The organism is Enterococcus sp. AMC1252, from assembly GCF_058216515.1.
Genome location: NZ_CM177097.1, coordinates 897,285 through 914,341 on the forward strand (window position 1 = coordinate 897,285; position 17,057 = coordinate 914,341).

General features: G+C 36.9%; 22 protein-coding genes. 20 read left to right on the top strand and 2 right to left on the bottom strand.

Annotated elements, in window-relative coordinates; all coding sequences use genetic code 11:
* Positions 1–130: 130 nt before the first annotated feature.
* Positions 131–355 carry a hypothetical protein gene (locus tag AC4BB5_RS04115; protein ID WP_490458128.1) on the bottom strand — a complete coding sequence of 75 codons (225 nt, stop codon included), beginning with the start codon at positions 353–355 and terminating at the stop codon, positions 131–133.
* 386 nt (positions 356–741) lie between these two features.
* On the opposite strand from AC4BB5_RS04115, the gene fabT reads away from it, so the two are divergent.
* The 12 genes from fabT to AC4BB5_RS04175 all read left to right on the top strand — a co-directional run bounded on the left by fabT (position 742) and on the right by AC4BB5_RS04175 (position 10,628).
* Complete coding sequence (gene fabT, locus AC4BB5_RS04120) at positions 742–1,182, top strand: fatty acid biosynthesis transcriptional regulator FabT (RefSeq protein WP_490458129.1); 441 nt, start codon at positions 742–744, stop codon at positions 1,180–1,182.
* 15 nt (positions 1,183–1,197) lie between these two features.
* A complete protein-coding gene (locus tag AC4BB5_RS04125; protein ID WP_490458130.1) occupies positions 1,198–2,157 on the top strand; it encodes a beta-ketoacyl-ACP synthase III in 960 nt (319 codons plus the stop codon).
* Between the two features lie 49 nt (positions 2,158–2,206).
* Complete coding sequence (locus tag AC4BB5_RS04130; RefSeq protein ID WP_025873142.1) at positions 2,207–2,434, top strand: acyl carrier protein; 228 nt, start codon at positions 2,207–2,209, stop codon at positions 2,432–2,434.
* A 182-nt stretch (positions 2,435–2,616) separates the two neighbouring features.
* Positions 2,617–3,573, top strand: coding sequence for an enoyl-[acyl-carrier-protein] reductase FabK (fabK, locus tag AC4BB5_RS04135; RefSeq protein WP_490458131.1), 957 nt, complete (start codon positions 2,617–2,619; stop codon positions 3,571–3,573).
* 157 nt (positions 3,574–3,730) lie between these two features.
* Complete coding sequence (fabD, locus tag AC4BB5_RS04140) at positions 3,731–4,660, top strand: ACP S-malonyltransferase (RefSeq protein WP_490458132.1); 930 nt, start codon at positions 3,731–3,733, stop codon at positions 4,658–4,660.
* A 3-nt stretch (positions 4,661–4,663) separates the two neighbouring features.
* Positions 4,664–5,401: a 3-oxoacyl-[acyl-carrier-protein] reductase gene (fabG, locus tag AC4BB5_RS04145; RefSeq protein WP_490458133.1), complete on the top strand. Its 738-nt coding sequence runs from the start codon at positions 4,664–4,666 to the stop codon at positions 5,399–5,401.
* Positions 5,402–5,427: 26 nt separating this feature from the next.
* Complete coding sequence (gene fabF / locus AC4BB5_RS04150) at positions 5,428–6,663, top strand: beta-ketoacyl-ACP synthase II (RefSeq protein WP_490458134.1); 1,236 nt, start codon at positions 5,428–5,430, stop codon at positions 6,661–6,663.
* A gap of 1 nt (position 6,664) precedes the next feature.
* A complete protein-coding gene (gene accB, locus AC4BB5_RS04155) occupies positions 6,665–7,159 on the top strand; it encodes an acetyl-CoA carboxylase biotin carboxyl carrier protein (RefSeq protein ID WP_490458135.1) in 495 nt (164 codons plus the stop codon).
* A gap of 2 nt (positions 7,160–7,161) precedes the next feature.
* Positions 7,162–7,581 carry a 3-hydroxyacyl-ACP dehydratase FabZ gene (fabZ, locus tag AC4BB5_RS04160; RefSeq protein ID WP_010760451.1) on the top strand — a complete coding sequence of 140 codons (420 nt, stop codon included), beginning with the start codon at positions 7,162–7,164 and terminating at the stop codon, positions 7,579–7,581.
* 7 nt (positions 7,582–7,588) lie between these two features.
* Positions 7,589–8,959, top strand: a complete 1,371-nt coding sequence (locus tag AC4BB5_RS04165; protein ID WP_490458136.1) for an acetyl-CoA carboxylase biotin carboxylase subunit — start codon at positions 7,589–7,591, stop codon at positions 8,957–8,959.
* A gap of 14 nt (positions 8,960–8,973) precedes the next feature.
* Positions 8,974–9,840 (top strand): acetyl-CoA carboxylase, carboxyltransferase subunit beta, encoded by an 867-nt coding sequence (gene accD / locus AC4BB5_RS04170; protein ID WP_490458137.1) that lies wholly within the window; start codon positions 8,974–8,976, stop codon positions 9,838–9,840.
* 2 nt (positions 9,841–9,842) lie between these two features.
* Complete coding sequence (locus AC4BB5_RS04175; RefSeq protein WP_490458138.1) at positions 9,843–10,628, top strand: acetyl-CoA carboxylase carboxyl transferase subunit alpha; 786 nt, start codon at positions 9,843–9,845, stop codon at positions 10,626–10,628.
* 51 nt (positions 10,629–10,679) lie between these two features.
* On the opposite strand, the gene AC4BB5_RS04180 is transcribed toward AC4BB5_RS04175, so the two are convergent.
* The gene (locus tag AC4BB5_RS04180; protein ID WP_490458139.1) at positions 10,680–11,078 is read right to left on the bottom strand and encodes a VOC family protein; all 399 of its coding nucleotides are present in this window, start codon (positions 11,076–11,078) and stop codon (positions 10,680–10,682) included.
* A gap of 219 nt (positions 11,079–11,297) precedes the next feature.
* On the opposite strand from AC4BB5_RS04180, the gene AC4BB5_RS04185 reads away from it, so the two are divergent.
* From AC4BB5_RS04185 to AC4BB5_RS04220, 8 genes are all read left to right on the top strand, one after another.
* Positions 11,298–11,825: a YqeG family HAD IIIA-type phosphatase gene (locus AC4BB5_RS04185; RefSeq protein WP_490458140.1), complete on the top strand. Its 528-nt coding sequence runs from the start codon at positions 11,298–11,300 to the stop codon at positions 11,823–11,825.
* On the top strand, positions 11,822–12,937 hold the full coding sequence (gene yqeH, locus AC4BB5_RS04190; protein ID WP_490458141.1) for a ribosome biogenesis GTPase YqeH: 1,116 nt from the start codon (positions 11,822–11,824) through the stop codon (positions 12,935–12,937). The genes AC4BB5_RS04185 and yqeH overlap by 4 nt, the downstream gene beginning before the upstream one ends.
* 31 nt (positions 12,938–12,968) lie before the next feature.
* A complete protein-coding gene (gene yhbY / locus AC4BB5_RS04195; protein WP_490458142.1) occupies positions 12,969–13,280 on the top strand; it encodes a ribosome assembly RNA-binding protein YhbY in 312 nt (103 codons plus the stop codon).
* An 18-nt stretch (positions 13,281–13,298) separates the two neighbouring features.
* The gene (locus AC4BB5_RS04200; RefSeq protein WP_490458143.1) at positions 13,299–13,943 is read left to right on the top strand and encodes a nicotinate-nucleotide adenylyltransferase; all 645 of its coding nucleotides are present in this window, start codon (positions 13,299–13,301) and stop codon (positions 13,941–13,943) included.
* Entirely contained in the window at positions 13,933–14,526 is a 594-nt protein-coding gene (yqeK, locus tag AC4BB5_RS04205) for a bis(5'-nucleosyl)-tetraphosphatase (symmetrical) YqeK (RefSeq protein WP_490458144.1), read from the top strand. Before AC4BB5_RS04200 ends, yqeK begins: the two co-directional genes overlap by 11 nt.
* Before the next feature lie 74 nt (positions 14,527–14,600).
* Positions 14,601–14,939 (top strand): ribosome silencing factor, encoded by a 339-nt coding sequence (rsfS, locus tag AC4BB5_RS04210; protein ID WP_490459025.1) that lies wholly within the window; start codon positions 14,601–14,603, stop codon positions 14,937–14,939.
* A gap of 1 nt (position 14,940) precedes the next feature.
* The gene (locus AC4BB5_RS04215) at positions 14,941–15,678 is read left to right on the top strand and encodes a class I SAM-dependent DNA methyltransferase (RefSeq protein WP_490458145.1); all 738 of its coding nucleotides are present in this window, start codon (positions 14,941–14,943) and stop codon (positions 15,676–15,678) included.
* 125 nt (positions 15,679–15,803) lie between these two features.
* Complete coding sequence (locus AC4BB5_RS04220) at positions 15,804–16,973, top strand: nucleotidyltransferase (protein WP_490458146.1); 1,170 nt, start codon at positions 15,804–15,806, stop codon at positions 16,971–16,973.
* Positions 16,974–17,057: the final 84 nt, after the last annotated feature.

A 17,057-nucleotide genomic window follows, 5' to 3' on the forward strand; every position in this document is an offset into this window, starting at 1 on the left:
GTCCTGTGGCGTACAATTTTGTACGCCACAGGATTTTTTTATTAATGCAGTTACTAATTCACCGAAACTCACTTTAAATAGCCGTTTTTTTATTTTGTAAGCACCAAAGACTAAGACCTGATCTGGATCCTTAGTAACTATGTTTAACAATGTTTAAGGGACAAACAGCTGCGACATTTTTCAATGGGGACGTGTTCGTTTTGATGTGTTCAGAAAACGGATTCTTAATTGCATATCTTGACATTCTAATCGGGCTTTCGATAATGGTAATATCTTCTTTTTTAGCATCGCTATACGACGTTTTAAACACTTCCGCAGCATCATATTCTTTTGTGACAGTGAAATGCGTAGCCATTTGGGACACCTGAATATCTAAATTTGATACAGTGATCAATATTTAAGCAATCAAAAACACCGCCAGCAAAAATCACAAGAGTATCTATTATTCGGGACAAAGACATAATCGTGTGTCTTCTGTTCTGATTATAAATAAAAAATACTTTGACAGTCAAAATAAATTTAATGATAGTAAATTCGATGAATATTGTCATTTTTTTTTGTCTTTATATGTAAAAATTATTAGGTATAATCTTTTTCGGGAGGCTTAAATATCTTATTTTCTTCATTTTGAGATTAAGAAAAATTAAAAATTAAATATTTTACTTGCAATCTTTTTTTATATGCGATATAGTTTGAACATCAAATGATTTGATAATCAAACTATATGGATGGTGTACACAAATGGAACCTAATTTAGAAACAGTCAATGATTATCTTGTCAGTGTTTTTAATGATATTTTGACAATTGAAGAATCTGAATTGAAAAAATCACAATTCAATGACTTATCCATTACAGAGATGCACACAATCGAAGCAATTGGAATGTATAAGAAAAAGACATCTTCAGAAGTTGCTAAAGAATTATCAATTACTGTAGGAACATTGACAGTAGCGATCAATAACCTTGTGAAAAAGGGCTATGTTGAACGTATACGAAGTGAAGATGATCGCCGAGTAGTTAAGTTAGGTTTGACAAAAAAAGGAAAATTACTTTTTCGTGTTCATCAGCACTTCCATAGAGAGATGGTCAAAAGAATTTTGAATGAAATGGATAAAGCAGAAGAAAAAGCTTTATTAAAAGCATTGAAAAATCTTCATGATTTCTTAAAGGAATATAAATAAAAAGTGAGGACCAAGATGAATCAATATGCGAAAATAACTTGTACGAGTCGTTATGTTCCTGAAAATGCTGTTTCGAATGATCAACTTTCAACGATGATGGATACTTCAGATGAATGGATTTCCAGTCGAACAGGCATACGCTCAAGAAATATTACCACGAATGAAAATACTTCGGATTTATGTATTAAAGTAGCTGAAAAGCTATTGGAAAAGTCTGGTAAAAAAGCTGAGGATTTGGATTTTATCCTAGTTGCAACGATGACACCAGATTATGGTACACCTTCTGTGGCATGCCTTGTTCAAGGAAGTATTTCAGCCACACATGCTTTTGCTTTTGATATCAGTGCTGCATGTACTGGTTTTGTCTATGCATTAAGTGTGGGGGAAAAATTGATTCGCACTGGTCAAAAATTAGGGATGATTATTGGTGGAGAGACTCTATCAAAAGTTCTAGATTGGAATGACCGCAGTACTGCTGTTTTATTTGGGGATGGTGCAGCTGGTGTACTTATTGAAGCCAGTAATGAAAAGCACTTCTTCGAAGAAAAACTTCAATCCGATGGAAAAAGAGGCAAGTCATTGACTTCTGGTTATGTAGAGAATAAAAGCCCTTTTTATTCTGGAGTCTCTGAAGAATCAGCCTATCTACAAATGGTTGGTAGAGATATCTATGATTTTTCGCTAAATGATGTGACCAACAATATTCAAGAAATTGTAGATGAAGATGTAGATTATTTATTGTTACATCAAGCAAACAAGCGCATCATTGAAAAAATATCGAAAAAACTCAATATTCCAAGAGAAAAATTTCTCACAAATATGGAACATAATGGCAATACATCTGGTGCAAGTATTCCGTTGTTATTAGATGAATCAGTGGAAAAGGGAGTGCTTCAACTTGGCTCCAAACAAAAAATTGTGTTAACAGGTTATGGCGGCGGTTTAACGTGGGGATCAATCCTCTTAACGCTGTAAAACTGTGACTATATAAACTAAAAAAGAAAATTATTGGAGGAATATACACATGGTATTCGAAAAAATTCAAGCAATTATTGTAGAAGAATTAGGTAAAGAGCCTGAGGAAGTTAAATTAACAACAAATATTCAAGAAGAATTAGATGCGGATAGCTTAGACTTATTCCAAATCATTAACGAAATCGAAGATGCATTCGATATTAAAATTGAATCTGAAGATGGTATCACTACTGTCCAAGATTTAGTAACATATGTAGAAAAACAAAAAGCAGAATAATTAAAGCGATTAGGTAAAATCAAAGTTGGATGGGCAAGACTCTACGTGATTCTCAATAATTGCTGAAGAGTCTAGCTTTTTTCACACCGTTCGTTGGAATTAAAAAGGCTGGTACTGAACTTATAGAGTTTTGTTCCAGCTCTTTTTTGATTAATCACTCTATAAATTGAAGGATGTCGTTTATGCAATCAAAAATATGTGATTTGCTAGGAATTGAATACCCTATTTTTCAAGGAGGGATGGCTTGGATTGCAGACGCTTCTTTAGCCGGAGCAGTTTCAGAAGCAGGCGGACTAGGTATCATTGCAGGCGGTAGTGCACCGAAGGAAGTTGTTCAAGCAGAAATCAAAAAAATTAAAGAAATTACGGATAAACCATTTGGCGTTAATATTATGTTGCTTTCGCCATTTGCAGAAGATATTGTGGACTTAGTTTGTGAAGAAAATGTTCCAGTTGTAACAACGGGAGCAGGTAATCCTGGCAAATATATGACTCGCTTTAAAGAACATAACATTAAAGTAATCCCAGTAATCCCTTCTGTTGCATTGGGTACTCGAATGGAAAAAATTGGAGCAGATGCAGTGGTAGTTGAGGGGATGGAAGCTGGAGGACATATTGGCAAGTTAACGACAATGAGTATGGTGCCGCAGGTTGTAGACGCCCTGACAATTCCTGTAATTGCTGCGGGTGGTATCGGTGATGGACGCGGAATGGCGGCTGTACTGATGCTAGGGGCGGATGCAGTTCAAGTAGGCACCCGTTTTTTAGTTGCAAAGGAATGTACAGTACATGAACAGTATAAGGCTAGAATCATCAAAGCAAGAGATGTTGATACAACTGTTACTTGCCAACATATTGGACATCCGGTACGAGCTATCAAGAATAAGTTGACTAACGAGTATGATCGATTGGAAAAGATCGAATTGAAAAAAGATGTTCCTGATCTTGAAAAATTTGATAGATTGGGTCAAGGGGCTTTACGCAAGGCAGTTGTAGAAGGCGATGTAAATCATGGATCGATCATGGCAGGACAAATCGCAGGTCTTGTGAAAAAAGAAGAAACAGTGCAGGAAATTATTGATTCTTATATCATTGAAACAAAAGAAGTTATGGCAGCTAGATTTAGTCAATGGTCATAAAAAATAATCGTTATGGCAGTTACTTTTAAATCTATCAAACCTCATATGCCAAACTTTCGGAAAAAGATAAAATATGCTGGTGGTCAAACGTATCATAAATCTGATTTTCAAGCGAGAATAAACGACTCATTCAGCTTTTAAAATAAGGAGTAGAGTAATGAAAACAGCTTTTGTATTTAGTGGACAAGGCGCCCAGTATATTGGCATGGGAAAAGAATTATTTGATAAAGAGAAAATTATTCAAGATACATTTCAAGAAGCAAGTGATGTTTTAGGTTATGACATGGCAGAACTTTGTTTTACTGAAAATGATCAACTAAATGAAACTATGTATACACAACCAGCTATTTTAACAGTTAGTATTGCTTTTTATCGTCTTTTAAAGTCTAAAGGGTATCAGCCAGATGTTGTAGCTGGGCTAAGTCTTGGAGAATATAGCGCACTTGTGGTTAGTGGTGCGATTTCATTTAAAGAAGCCGTTCAATTAGTTGCTAAAAGAGGAAAATTAATGGCTGAAGCTGCACCAACAGGTACTGGGAAAATGGTTGCAGTAATGAATGCAGAGCGGACTTTGATTGAGCGCTGCTGTCAAGAAGCGAGTGCATTTGGGATCGTTTCTCCTGCAAATTATAATACACCTCAGCAAATAGTCATCGGCGGAGAAATTCCCGCGGTAGATAAAGCTGTTGAATTACTGACAGAAGCTGGTGTGAAGAGGACGGTTGTTTTAAAAGTTAGTGGACCTTTTCATACAGCATTACTGAAGCCTGCCTCTGAAAAATTAGCGATTGAACTGGAAAAAATAAATTTTGCAGAAATGACGATTCCTGTGATAAGTAACACTACAGCGCAAGTAATGGGACAAACAGAGATCAAAGAATTGTTGGAAAAACAAGTAATGTCTGCTGTTCGTTTTGCTGATAGTATTGAAACAATTAAAAAAATGGATGTTGATGTCATTATAGAAGTTGGACCAGGCAAGACATTGACTGGTTTTATCAAGAAGATCGATAAAGAAATCCAAACAGCTCGTGTTGAGGATGAAAAAACATTGTCCGAAACTGAGTCGCTGTTGGACGGGAGGTAAGGAATGGATTTAACTGGAAAAAACGTGTTTGTTACAGGAAGCACACGAGGAATTGGGAAAGCCGTTGCTTTAGCATTTGCTAAAGAAGGAGCGAATATTGCTTTAAATGGTCGTGGAGAAATCAGTGCTGATTTAATTTCAGAGGTAGAAACTTTTGGGGTTAAATGTATTGGCGTCTCTGGCGATATCGCAAACTTTGATTCTGCGGGAGAAATGATTCAAGCTGTCGTTGATGGGTTAGGATCTGTCGATATTTTAGTTAATAATGCAGGAATCACGAATGATAAATTACTATTGAGAATGTCAGAAGAAGATTTTACAAGTTGCATTCAAATCAATTTAACTGGAACCTTTAACATGACACAGCATGCAATAAAAAAAATGATGAAGCAACGCAGTGGACGTATTATCAATATGTCTAGCGTTGTCGGTTTGATGGGTAATATCGGTCAGGCTAATTATGCCGCAAGTAAAGCTGGAGTCATCGGTTTAACGAAATCTGTGGCAAGAGAAGTTGCTGTACGCGGAATTACATGTAATGCTATTGCACCAGGTTTTATCGAAACAGAAATGACAGAAGTTTTATCCGATAAAGTTAAAGAACAAATGAATCAGCAAATTCCCTTACAATCATTTGGTCAAGTGGAAGATGTTGCTAATACGGCCATCTTTTTAGCAAAAAGTCCGTATATCACAGGGCAAGTCTTGAATGTAGATGGTGGTTTAGTCATGCAGGGCTAATTAACAAGCTTGAAAGGAGCGATTGAATGAATCGCGTAGTTATCACAGGTTATGGTGTAGCATCCCCAATCGGGAATGAGGCTGAAACCTTTTTAGAGAGTTTACAAACGGGAAAAAATGGTATTGGTCCGATTACAAAATTTGATGCGAGTGAAACGGGTATTACGTTAGCAGCAGAAGTAAAGGATTTTCCTTTTGATAAGTACTTTACAAAAAAAGACGCTAAACGAATGGATATGTTTTCATTATTTGGTATTTATGCAGCATTAGAAGCGATGGAAATGAGTAAGCTAGACGTAGATCAAATTGATGTTGATCGTTTTGGTGTTATGGTTGGTTCTGGTATTGGTGGTCTTCAAACCATTCAAGATCAAGTGATTCGGATGCGTGAAAAAGGTCCTCAAAGAGTAGCCCCATTATTTATACCAATGGCGATTGGAAATATGGCAGCTGGGAACATCGCTTTACGAGTTGGAGCAAGAGGTATTTGTTCTGCTACTGTAACGGCTTGTGCAACGGCGAATAATTCGATCGGTGAGGCGTTTAGAAATATCAAGCATGGTTATTCTGATGTTTTGTTAGCTGGTGGAACAGAGGCTTCTATTACCGAAATCGGGATTGCAGGCTTTGCTTCATTAACAGCTGTGACTTCTGAAGAAAATCCAAATAGAGGATCGATTCCTTTTGATAAAGATCGTAGCGGATTTGTGATGGGCGAAGGAGCTGGAATTTTAGTTCTTGAATCTTTGGAGCATGCTCAAAAACGAGGGGCTAAGATTTTAGGTGAAATCGTTGGTTATGGTTCGAACTGTGACGCTTATCATATGACTTCACCAAGACCTGACGGAAGTGGTGCTGCTAAAGCGATGAAATTAGCGATTGAAGAAGCGGCGATTGATGCTACAGATGTAGGCTACATCAACGCTCATGGAACAAGCACACCTTCTAATGATGTTGCAGAAACTAAAGCAATTCAAACGGCATTAGGAGAGGCTTCTAAAAATGTACGTGTCAGCAGTACGAAAAGTATGACAGGACACGCACTAGGAGCAACTGGCGGTATTGAAGCAATTGCTACCTTAAATGCATTACAACATCAATTTATTCCACCAACAATCAATATCAAACAACTTGATGAAGCAATTGAGATAAATATTGTAACTAATGAAAGCCAAAAACATGAATTTGATTATGCACTAACCAATTCCTTTGGTTTTGGTGGACATAATGCAGTACTTTGTTTAAAACGTTGGGAGGATTAAAATGAATATCAATGAAGTGAAGGAATTATTGACGCAGTTTGACCAATCGACACTAACAGAATTTGATCTTAGAGAAGGTTCATTTGGTCTTTACATGAATAAAAATAAAGTTTCGCAAAAAACATTTGGTGAAGTGAAACAAGTAACTGATAATAATGTAATAAATCAAGAGGTAACGGAAGCCACAAGTCACACAGCAGAAGCTAAAGAATCGACTAATGATGTTGTAAAAAATGAGCTGAAACCAGAAAATACAGAAGAAATTGTTTCTCCAATCGTAGGCGTGGTTTATTTAAAACCAGCTCCTGATAAAGAAAGTTTTAAACAAGTTGGAGATTCAGTGAAAAAAGGTGATGTCGTGTGTATTGTTGAAGCAATGAAGCTTATGAATGAAATTACTTCAACGGTTGACGGTGTGATTACTGAGATCTTGATACAAAATGAAGATGTTGTTGAGTTTAATCAGCCATTATTCCGTGTATCTAAGGGAGTGTAAGTATGAATATTCAAGAAATCAAAGAGATTATTCCACATCGTTATCCTTTTTTACTATTAGATACAGTGGAAGAAATTGTTGTAGGCGAAAAAGTCATAGCTAAGAAAAACGTTACGATCAATGAACCTTTTTTCCAAGGTCATTTTCCAGGTGAGCCTGTTATGCCAGGTGTTTTGATTCTTGAAGCATTAGCTCAGGCTGGAGCTGTAGCATTATTGTCTATGCCAGATTTTAAAGGTAAGACCGCTTATTTTGGCGGTATTGATAAAGCCAAGTTTAGGCAAAAAGTTGTTCCTGGAGATACATTGATGTTAGAAGTAGAAATTATGAAAGTAAAATCAATAGCCGGTATCGGCAAAGGAACTGCAACTGTGAATGGGAAAAAAGTAGCGGAAGCAGAATTGACCTTTATGATTGGATAGGTGAGCTATGTTTTCAAAAGTTTTAATTGCAAATAGAGGAGAAATCGCTGTTCGAATTATTCGAGCATGTCGTGAATTAGGTGTACAGACTGTTGCGGTATATTCTGAGGCGGATAAAGAAGCGTTGCATACACAGCTTGCAGATGAGGCTATTTGCATTGGGCCAGCGAAAGCTGCGGACTCTTATCTGAATGTTCAAAGTGTGTTAAGTGCAGCTATTGTCACGAACGCAGAAGCCATTCACCCTGGGTTTGGTTTTTTATCAGAAAATAGCCAATTTGCTGCAATGTGTGAAGAATGCAATATTACCTTTATCGGACCTAAAGCAGAGACCATCGATGCTATGGGGAATAAAATCAATGCGCGTGAATTGATGCAAAAAGCCAACGTTCCAGTTATCCCTGGTAGTACAGGAGTGATTAATTCGGTTGAAGAAGCATTAGCAATCGCAGATGAGATTGGTTATCCAGTTATGTTGAAAGCTGCTGCTGGTGGTGGTGGTAAGGGAATTCGTAAGGTGTTAAAAAAAGAAGAATTACCTCAACATTTTACCTCAGCACAGCAAGAGGCAAAAGCGGCTTTTGGTAATGATGATATGTACTTAGAAAAAATTATTTACCCGGCACGTCATATCGAAGTACAAATTTTAGGTGATCATTATGGTCATGTCATTCATTTAGGTGAACGAGATTGTTCTTTACAAAGAAATAATCAAAAAGTACTTGAAGAATCACCATCGATCGCAATTTCACCGGAAAAACGTCAGCTATTAGGTGAAACGGCTGTACGTGCAGCAAAAGCAGTTCAGTATGAAAATGCTGGAACCATTGAATTTTTAATGGATAAATCTGGTGAATTTTATTTTATGGAAATGAATACACGGATTCAAGTAGAACATCCTGTTACTGAAATGGTGACGGGGATCGATCTTGTCAAAGCACAACTGAAAGTGGCTTCTGGTGAAGAGTTACCTTATACGCAAGAAGATATCACGATCTCTGGTCATGCAATTGAATGCCGAATCAATGCTGAAAATCCTGCCTTTAATTTTGCACCTTCTCCTGGAAAAATCAATAATTTATTACTTCCAAGTGGAGGTATGGGATTGAGAGTTGATAGTGCAATGTATTCAGGGTATACGATTCCGCCCTTTTATGATTCGATGATCGCCAAAGTGATTGTTCATGGAAGTGACCGAATGGATGCATTGATGAAAATGCAGCGTGCTTTACATGAGATCGTAACTGATGGAATTATTACAAATGCAGAATTTCAGCTAGATTTGATTACGCATGAAAATGTATTAACTGGTGATTATGATACAAGTTTTTTACAAGAAACATTTTTACCAAATTGGGAACCAGAAAGCGATAATTAAAAAGGAGCAGGTGTATGGCTTTATTTAAAAAGAAAAATTACATTCGAATCAATCCGAATCGCCAAGGCGACCAATCTTCTGTAAAAAAACCTGCAGTTCCTGATAACATGTGGGCAAAATGTCCTTGTTGCAAACGTACGCTATATACTAAAGATATGGGGGCAGAAAAAGTCTGCCCTTATTGTGGTTATAGCTTTAGAATCGGTGCATGGGAACGTCTTGCATTGACAGTAGATGAGAAGAGTTTTGAAGAATGGGATACTGATTTAGTGACAAATGACCCTTTAAACTTTCCAGATTATTTGGATAAAATCAATATAATGCAGGAAAAAACAGAACTACATGAAGCAGTTCTGACAGGGAAAGCTAAAATTAATGGTCAACATATTTGTATTGGTGTGATGGATGCTAATTTTATCATGGGAAGTATGGGAACGGTTGTAGGTGAGAAAATCACTCGTTTATTTGAACGAGCAACAGAACAGCGACTGCCAGTGATCATCTTTACTGCTTCAGGGGGAGCACGGATGCAAGAAGGGATTTTTTCTCTGATGCAAATGGCAAAAATATCTGGAGCCCTTAAAAGACATAGTAATGCAGGATTGCTGTATATTACTGTGTTGACTGACCCAACAACAGGGGGAGTTACGGCTAGTTTTGCGATGGATGGCGATATTATTTTAGCAGAGCCGCAAAGTTTGATTGGGTTTGCAGGGCGTCGAGTTATTGAACAAACAATTCGTCAAGAATTACCAGATGATTTTCAAAAAGCGGAGTTTTTACTGGATCATGGTTTTGTGGATAAGATTGTTCCTAGAAATCAATTGCAGGAAGTACTTAGTAAATTAATAAAGATTCACACGATGAAAGGGTGGAAATAACGATGGAAAAAACAGCCAATGATATTGTCACCCTTGCCAGAGCACAGGATCGTTTCACTACATTGGAGTATATCGATGCAATATTTGCTGATTTCATGGAATTTCACGGGGATCGTTATTTTGGAGAAGATTTAGCTGTTGTTGGTGGTGTTGCAACACTGGAAGAAAAACCTGTAACAGTTGTCGGGATTCAAAAGGGACGTAATTTACCTGAAAATATTGAAAGAAATTTTGGAGCACCACATCCAGAAGGTTATCGAAAAGCTTTGCGTTTGATGAAGCAGGCAGAAAAGTTCGGTCGTCCAGTCGTTACGTTTATCAATACTGCAGGAGCTTACTGCGGTATTGAGGCAGAAGAACGTGGTGAAGGAGAAGCAATTGCTAAAAATTTGATAGAAATGTCTGATTTAAGTGTACCGATCATTGCAATTATCATTGGTGAAGGCGGAAGTGGTGGTGCTTTAGCACTTGCAGTAGCTGATGAAGTTTGGATGCTAGAACATACGATTTATGCTGTACTATCTCCAGAAGGTTTTGCTTCGATTCTGTGGAAAGACGGGAGTCGAGCTAAAGAGGCCGCAGAATTGATGAAAATTACTGCAACGGAATTAAAAGAATTAACGATTATTGATCGGGTGATTCCAGAGGAAATGAATGGTGAGGCATTGGAGCAGCCAAAAATCAATCGAATGATTCAAAAAGCCCTTATTAGTAAGTTTTCTGAGCTATCTCAGTTAGAAACAGAGCAGTTGTTAGAAAATCGCTATCAGCGTTTTCGGAAATATTGAGTAAAAAAACGATTGGGACATAACTCTTCGCGTTATGTCCCAATCGTTTTTTTAGTATTCATTTGTATAAATTTCTGAAATCGACCAGATAAATCCAAAAGGATCTTTAATATTCGCTACTTTAAATTTGTTAGGAACAACAGTGATCGGCATTTCTAGATCAAAACCTGCCGCTAATGCTTTTTCGACAAGTTCTTCTACATTATCGCAAATCAACTGGATACAAAAAGGAGTTCCTTGTAATGAAAGAGGTGATTTCCCACCATTTTCTGGTTGTTCATCAGCCAAAGCAAAGAGACTTTCTCCAATGCTAAAACGACCAGACTTCATTTCTTCTGTAATCAATAGTTCAATTTTGCGTGCTTCAAAAACATTTTCATACAGTACCATTGCCTCTTCTGTGTTTGGTACAAAGAGATTGATCGATGCTTTTTTTATAGTAACTGTCATTAAATTCCCTCACTTTATTTTAAACTATAGGAAAAGTTTATCACATAGATGAGAACTTGAGAAAAATAGCGATTATTAGTTATATTTTGAATGACTGAAATTATGATCGGCATTTATAGAATTTTTTAGGAAAATGCAGTATAATACAAATTGGAGGAGTGCTAGCTTAGTACTCCTTTCATTATGAGAAAGTTCATCGTGGAGATGAGAGGAGTTACTATGTTTTTAAAATTTAAACCAACTTGGATGGTCGATGCGATTTATAAAATCACGCCGAACCAATTAAAAAAATTAGGGATCAAGGCTGTGTTGACCGATTTGGACAATACTTTGATTGCTTGGGATAATCCAGACGGAACGGAAGAATTATTGACGTGGATTCTAGAAATGAAAAATGCGGGGATCCCAGTTGTGGTCGTTTCAAATAATAAATCTAGTCGAATCAAACGTGCAGTAGAGAAATTTGATTTAGAGTATGTATCTAGAGCATTGAAACCTTCAACAAGAGGATTCAGAGAAGCTGAAAAAAGATTGCAGCTAAAACCTGAAGAATTAGTGATGGTCGGTGATCAAATCATGACTGATATTCGTGGTGCAAATGCTGCAGGAATTAGAAATATTTTGGTTCGTCCAATTGTTGCTACAGATGGATGGAATACAAGGATCAATCGTTTTTTTGAACGAAAAATCATGAAGCATTTAGCGAAAAAACATCCAGATATGATATGGAAAGGCGGACTAGAATGAGTGAGCAAGAAGCGATTCATTGTATCGGTTGTGGTGCAATCATCCAAACTGAACATCCAAATGAATTAGGTTATACACCAAAAGCTGCTTTTGAAAAAGGAATGGAGACAGGGGAAGTTTATTGCCAGCGCTGTTTTCGCTTAAGACATTACAATGATATCCAAGATGTTCAATTAACAGATGATGATTTTTTACGTTTGTTGAATGAATTGGGTAAAGAAGACGCACTAATCGTGAATGTTGTTGATATTTTTGATTTTAATGGCTCTTTGATTCCCGGATTACATCGTTTTATTGGAGACAATCCAGTTTTAATGGTAGGAAACAAAGTCGATATTTTACCAAAATCATTAAAGAAGCCTAAAATGATTCAATGGATGAGAGAGCGTGCTCATGAAGAAGGCTTACGACCTGTCGATGTTTTATTGACCAGTGCAAAGAAACCTCAAGAAATGGAAAACTTACTTAAGACGATTGAAAAATATCGTGAAGGTAAAGATGTTTATGTGGTCGGTGTGACCAATGTTGGGAAGTCAACATTGATCAATCAAATCATTAAACAGACAGCCGGCGTTCAAGACGTCATCACAACATCTCAATTTCCTGGAACAACGTTAGACAAAATTGAAATTCCTTTAGATGATGGTCATTTCTTGATCGATACACCAGGAATTATCCATCGTCATCAAATGGCACATTATCTGGGTAAAAAAGATTTAAAAATCATTGCGCCGCAAAAAGAGATTAAGCCAAAAGTGTATCAGTTGAATCCAGAGCAAACATTGTTTTTAGGTGGTTTAGCCCGATTTGATTTTATTCAAGGGGAACGGAGTTCTTTTATTGCCTACGTGTCAAATGATCTAGGAATCCATCGTACTAAACTTGCAACGGCCGATGGGTTTTATGAAAAACATGTCGGTGGTTTATTACAACCCCCTCGTCCAGATGAAGTAGAGACGTTCCCAGAGTTGGTTCGTTTTGAATTTTCTATCAAAGAAAAAACCGATATCGTATTTGCCGGACTTGGTTGGATCACAGTAACTGAACCATGTGTCGTTGCTGGATGGGCTCCTAAGGGTGTCGACGTATTAAGAAGAAAAGCCTTGATTTAATCATAAGTGAGAACAGAGAGAAGGAAATTTAGTGGATTTAAGAGGAAAACAAAAGCGTTTTTTGCGTAGTCAAGCACATCATTTACAACCGATTTTTCAAATTGGTAAAGGCGGTTTGAATTCTGCGATGGTGGTGCAGATCAATGAAGCATTAGAAAAACGTGAGTTGATCAAAGTCACATTGTTACAAAATACCGATGAAATTGCTGAAGATGTAGCAGATGCTTTAAAAGCAGATATTCATTGCGATATCGTTCAAATCATCGGACGTGTATTAGTTTTATTTAAACCATCATCTAACGAAAAATATCAAAAAATCTCTAAAGAAGTTAAAGCAATTTAAAACTTGGAGGTAAGAAAAATGGGGACAAATACGAATGCAGCGTTGAAAGCAGAAGTAATTGTGGAAGAAGCAGAGCTTTTTCAAAAGCGTAAACAGGTAGGAATATTAGGTGGAAATTTTAATCCAGTTCATGTGGCTCATTTAGTGATGGCCGATCAAGTGCAACAACAACTTGGTCTTGATAAAGTCTATTTGATGCCTACTTATTTACCACCTCATGTAGATGAAAAAAAGACGATCGATAGCAAACACCGATTGGCGATGTTAGAACTGGCGATAGCTGACAATCATAATTTAGCTGTGGAACCCATTGAGTTATTCCGTAAGGGAAAAAGTTACACCTATGATACAATGAAAGCTTTAACGCAAAATAACCCAGATACAGATTACTATTTTATCATTGGTGGAGACATGGTAGAATATTTACCAAAGTGGTATAAAATTGATGAATTGTTAACCTTAACCAGTTTTGTCGGTATCCGTCGTCCTCATTATGGAACGATCACACCCTACCCAATTATTTGGGTAGATGTTCCGCAAATGGATATTAGTTCAACTGTGATTCGAGAAAAAATCAAAAATGGTTGTTCTACACGCTACTTACTGCCTGATAGTGTGATACACTATATAGAAGAGAAGGGGCTGTATGCAGATGGAATTTAGCAGAAATTATACGACGTTTAAAAGAGAAGAATTGATGCAGAAAGTCCAGATGCGTATGAGTGAACGCCGATTCAAACATGTTTTAGGAGTAGAAGAAATGGCTGTTGCGTTAGCGGCTAAATACGGTGCTTCTGAAGAAAAGGCAAGCATTGCGGCGTTGACTCACGATTATGCCAAAGAACGTCCGAACGAAGAGTTTGAAATGATCATCCAGCGTGATGGCTATGATCAAGATTTGCTAAATTATGGTAATGCGATTTGGCATGGACTTGTTGGGGCTAGCATGGTTCAAAGAGAACTAGGGATCAATGACGAAGAGATTTTAGAGGCAATTCGTCTCCATACTACGGGTGCTGCTAAGATGAGTTTGCTAGATAAAATTATATATGTTGCTGATTACATTGAACCAGGCCGGAACTTTCCAGGCGTAAAAGAAGCAAGGGAAATTGCATTAATTGATTTGGATGAGGCAGTTGCTTACGAAACAAAACATACATTACTACACTTAGTCGAACAAGAACAAAAAATTTATCCTAAAACCCTTGAGACATATAATTATTGGGTAGTAGATCAAGCTGAATAAAGTGTTCAGCTTCAACGGAAAAACAAAAAATTTTAATTAAATAATAGGAGGAAACCATCATAGATAGTCAACAGATTTTAGAAATCGCTGTAAAAGCAGCCGATTCAAAAAGAGCAGAGGAAATTGTCGCTTTAGATGTGCATGAAATCTCACTTTTAGCAGATTACTTTATGATTTGCCAAGCAACGAGTGAACGTCAAATCAATGCCATTGTGGAAGAAATTATTGAAAAAGAAGAAGAAGCAAGCGTAGAAGTGAAACGAATTGAAGGAAAAGATGGCGGCAAGTGGGTACTGATCGATTTAGGCGATATCATCGTTCATGTATTCCAATCAGCAGAGCGCGGCTTTTATAACTTAGAGAAGCTTTGGTCAGATGCACCAATGGTCGATCTTCACGCTTGGGTTGAGTAATATGGCTTATGAAACATTTGCTTTTGTATACGATGAAGTAATGGATGACAGCCTGTACGATCAGTGGTTGGCATTTTCTAAACGTCATTTACCAGAAGGCAAAAAAGATGTATTGGAAATGGCTTGTGGGACCGGGGCTTTAGCTGTGAATTTTGCTAAAGCAGGCTTTACAGTGACAGCGTTGGATTTGTCTGAGGAAATGTTGATGATGGCCAGTAAACGAGCAGCGGAAGAAGAAGTCCATGTTCAGTTTGTCCAAGGCAATATGATGGATTTGTCTGAAATGGGGCAGTATCATGCGATTACTTGTTTTTCTGATTCGCTTTGTTACATGGCAAATCGTCAAGAAGTTCAACAAGTATTTGATGATGTATATCAAGCCTTGGAAGAGGATGGAGTATTTATCTTTGATGTCCATTCTATTTATCAAGTTGACAAGGTATTTCCTGAATACAGCTATCATTATCAAACAGAAGAATTTGCTTTTTTGTGGGATAGTTATCCAGGTGAAAAAGAGCATAGTATTGAACACTTTTTAACATTTTTTGTAAAAGAGCATGGAAACGCCGACGTATTTATTCGGCAAGACGAACTGCATCAAGAACGTACCTATACAATGGAAAACTATTTGATGATGTTGGAAAGTGCTGGTTTTATGACGGTTGAAGTTTATGCAGATTTTTCAGATGATGCACCGACAGAAGAAAGTAAACGTTGGTTTTTCGTTTGTAAAAAGTAGTCTAAAAAATAAGTGGAGAAAAACTTTTGAAGTTTATTCCGCTTATTTTTCTTTTGTTTCAGGAATAAAATAAACGTGGTATGATAGAATTCTAATAGAAATGAGCGATATTAAGGAGAAAAAAGATGAAAAGTTGTGGCATTATTGTTGAATATAATCCTTTTCATAATGGTCATCAATACCATGCTAAAATGGCGCGGGAAATGAGTGGAGCAGAAGTTGTGATTGCTGTGATGAGTGGGAATTTCTTACAACGAGGTGAACCTGCTATTATCGATAAATGGACACGTGCAAAAGAAGCCTTAGCACACGGTGTTGATTTAGTCATTGAATTACCATTTGCTTATGCTGTACAGTCAGCTGACTATTTTGCAGCTGGTGCAATCAAATTACTTCAATCGCTGCATTGTGATGCTCTATGTTTTGGTACGGATAATCAAGCAGAGATGGATTATGAATTGTTTGGAGAGTTTGTGAATAAGCATCAAGCAGAAATTGATCAAGCGTATCAAAAAATCAAAAATAATGGCATGAGTTATCCACAGCAAATGACGGAAATTTTCCGCAAGCTTTATCCAAGTAACGGCTTAGATTTTTCTTCACCTAATCATATTTTAGGTTTAAGTTATGCTAAAGAAAATGCGGCATATGAAAAATCAATGAGTTTATACCCATTAAAAAGACAACAAGCTGGTTATCATGATACTAAGATTTATAGTGAATTTGCTAGTGCGACTGCAATCAGAAAAGCTGTTTTTTCAGGAGAGTTAAATCAAATTCTACAGGTGTTGCCAAATCAAGTAGCAACAGATTTAACAAATTTCCCTATAGTTACTTGGGAAAATTATTGGCCTTTATTAAGGTATAGGTTATTGAGCAGTTCGATTACGGAATTGCAGGAGATTTACCAAATGAAAGAAGGTATTGAGTATCGCTTACAAGAGGCTGCTAAGTCTTCAGACTCTTTTCAATCTTTTATAAAACAGGCAAAAACAAAACGCTATACATGGACACGACTGCAAAGATTAGCTACTTACATTTTAATCAACGTGAAACAACAAGAAATAGAAACAATCTGGAACCAAAGCTACTTACAGGTTTTGGGGTTTAATGAGCAAGGGCAGCGATTTTTAAGGGAAGAGAAAAAAAAATTAGAATTGCCATTGATCACAAAAGTGTCTAAGAATTTGAGTTCCCAGTTATCTTTAGATATTAGAAGCAATCAAATCTACCAGTTAGGGAACCCGCATATTTCAGAACAAAACTTTGGCCGTTTTCCTATTCGTATTTCTTAAAAGCAAAAAACACTTAACAAAAGTTCGAATGACAAGTATAATGGATAAGGTGTTATAATCAAAAATAATAATGAATGAAAGCGA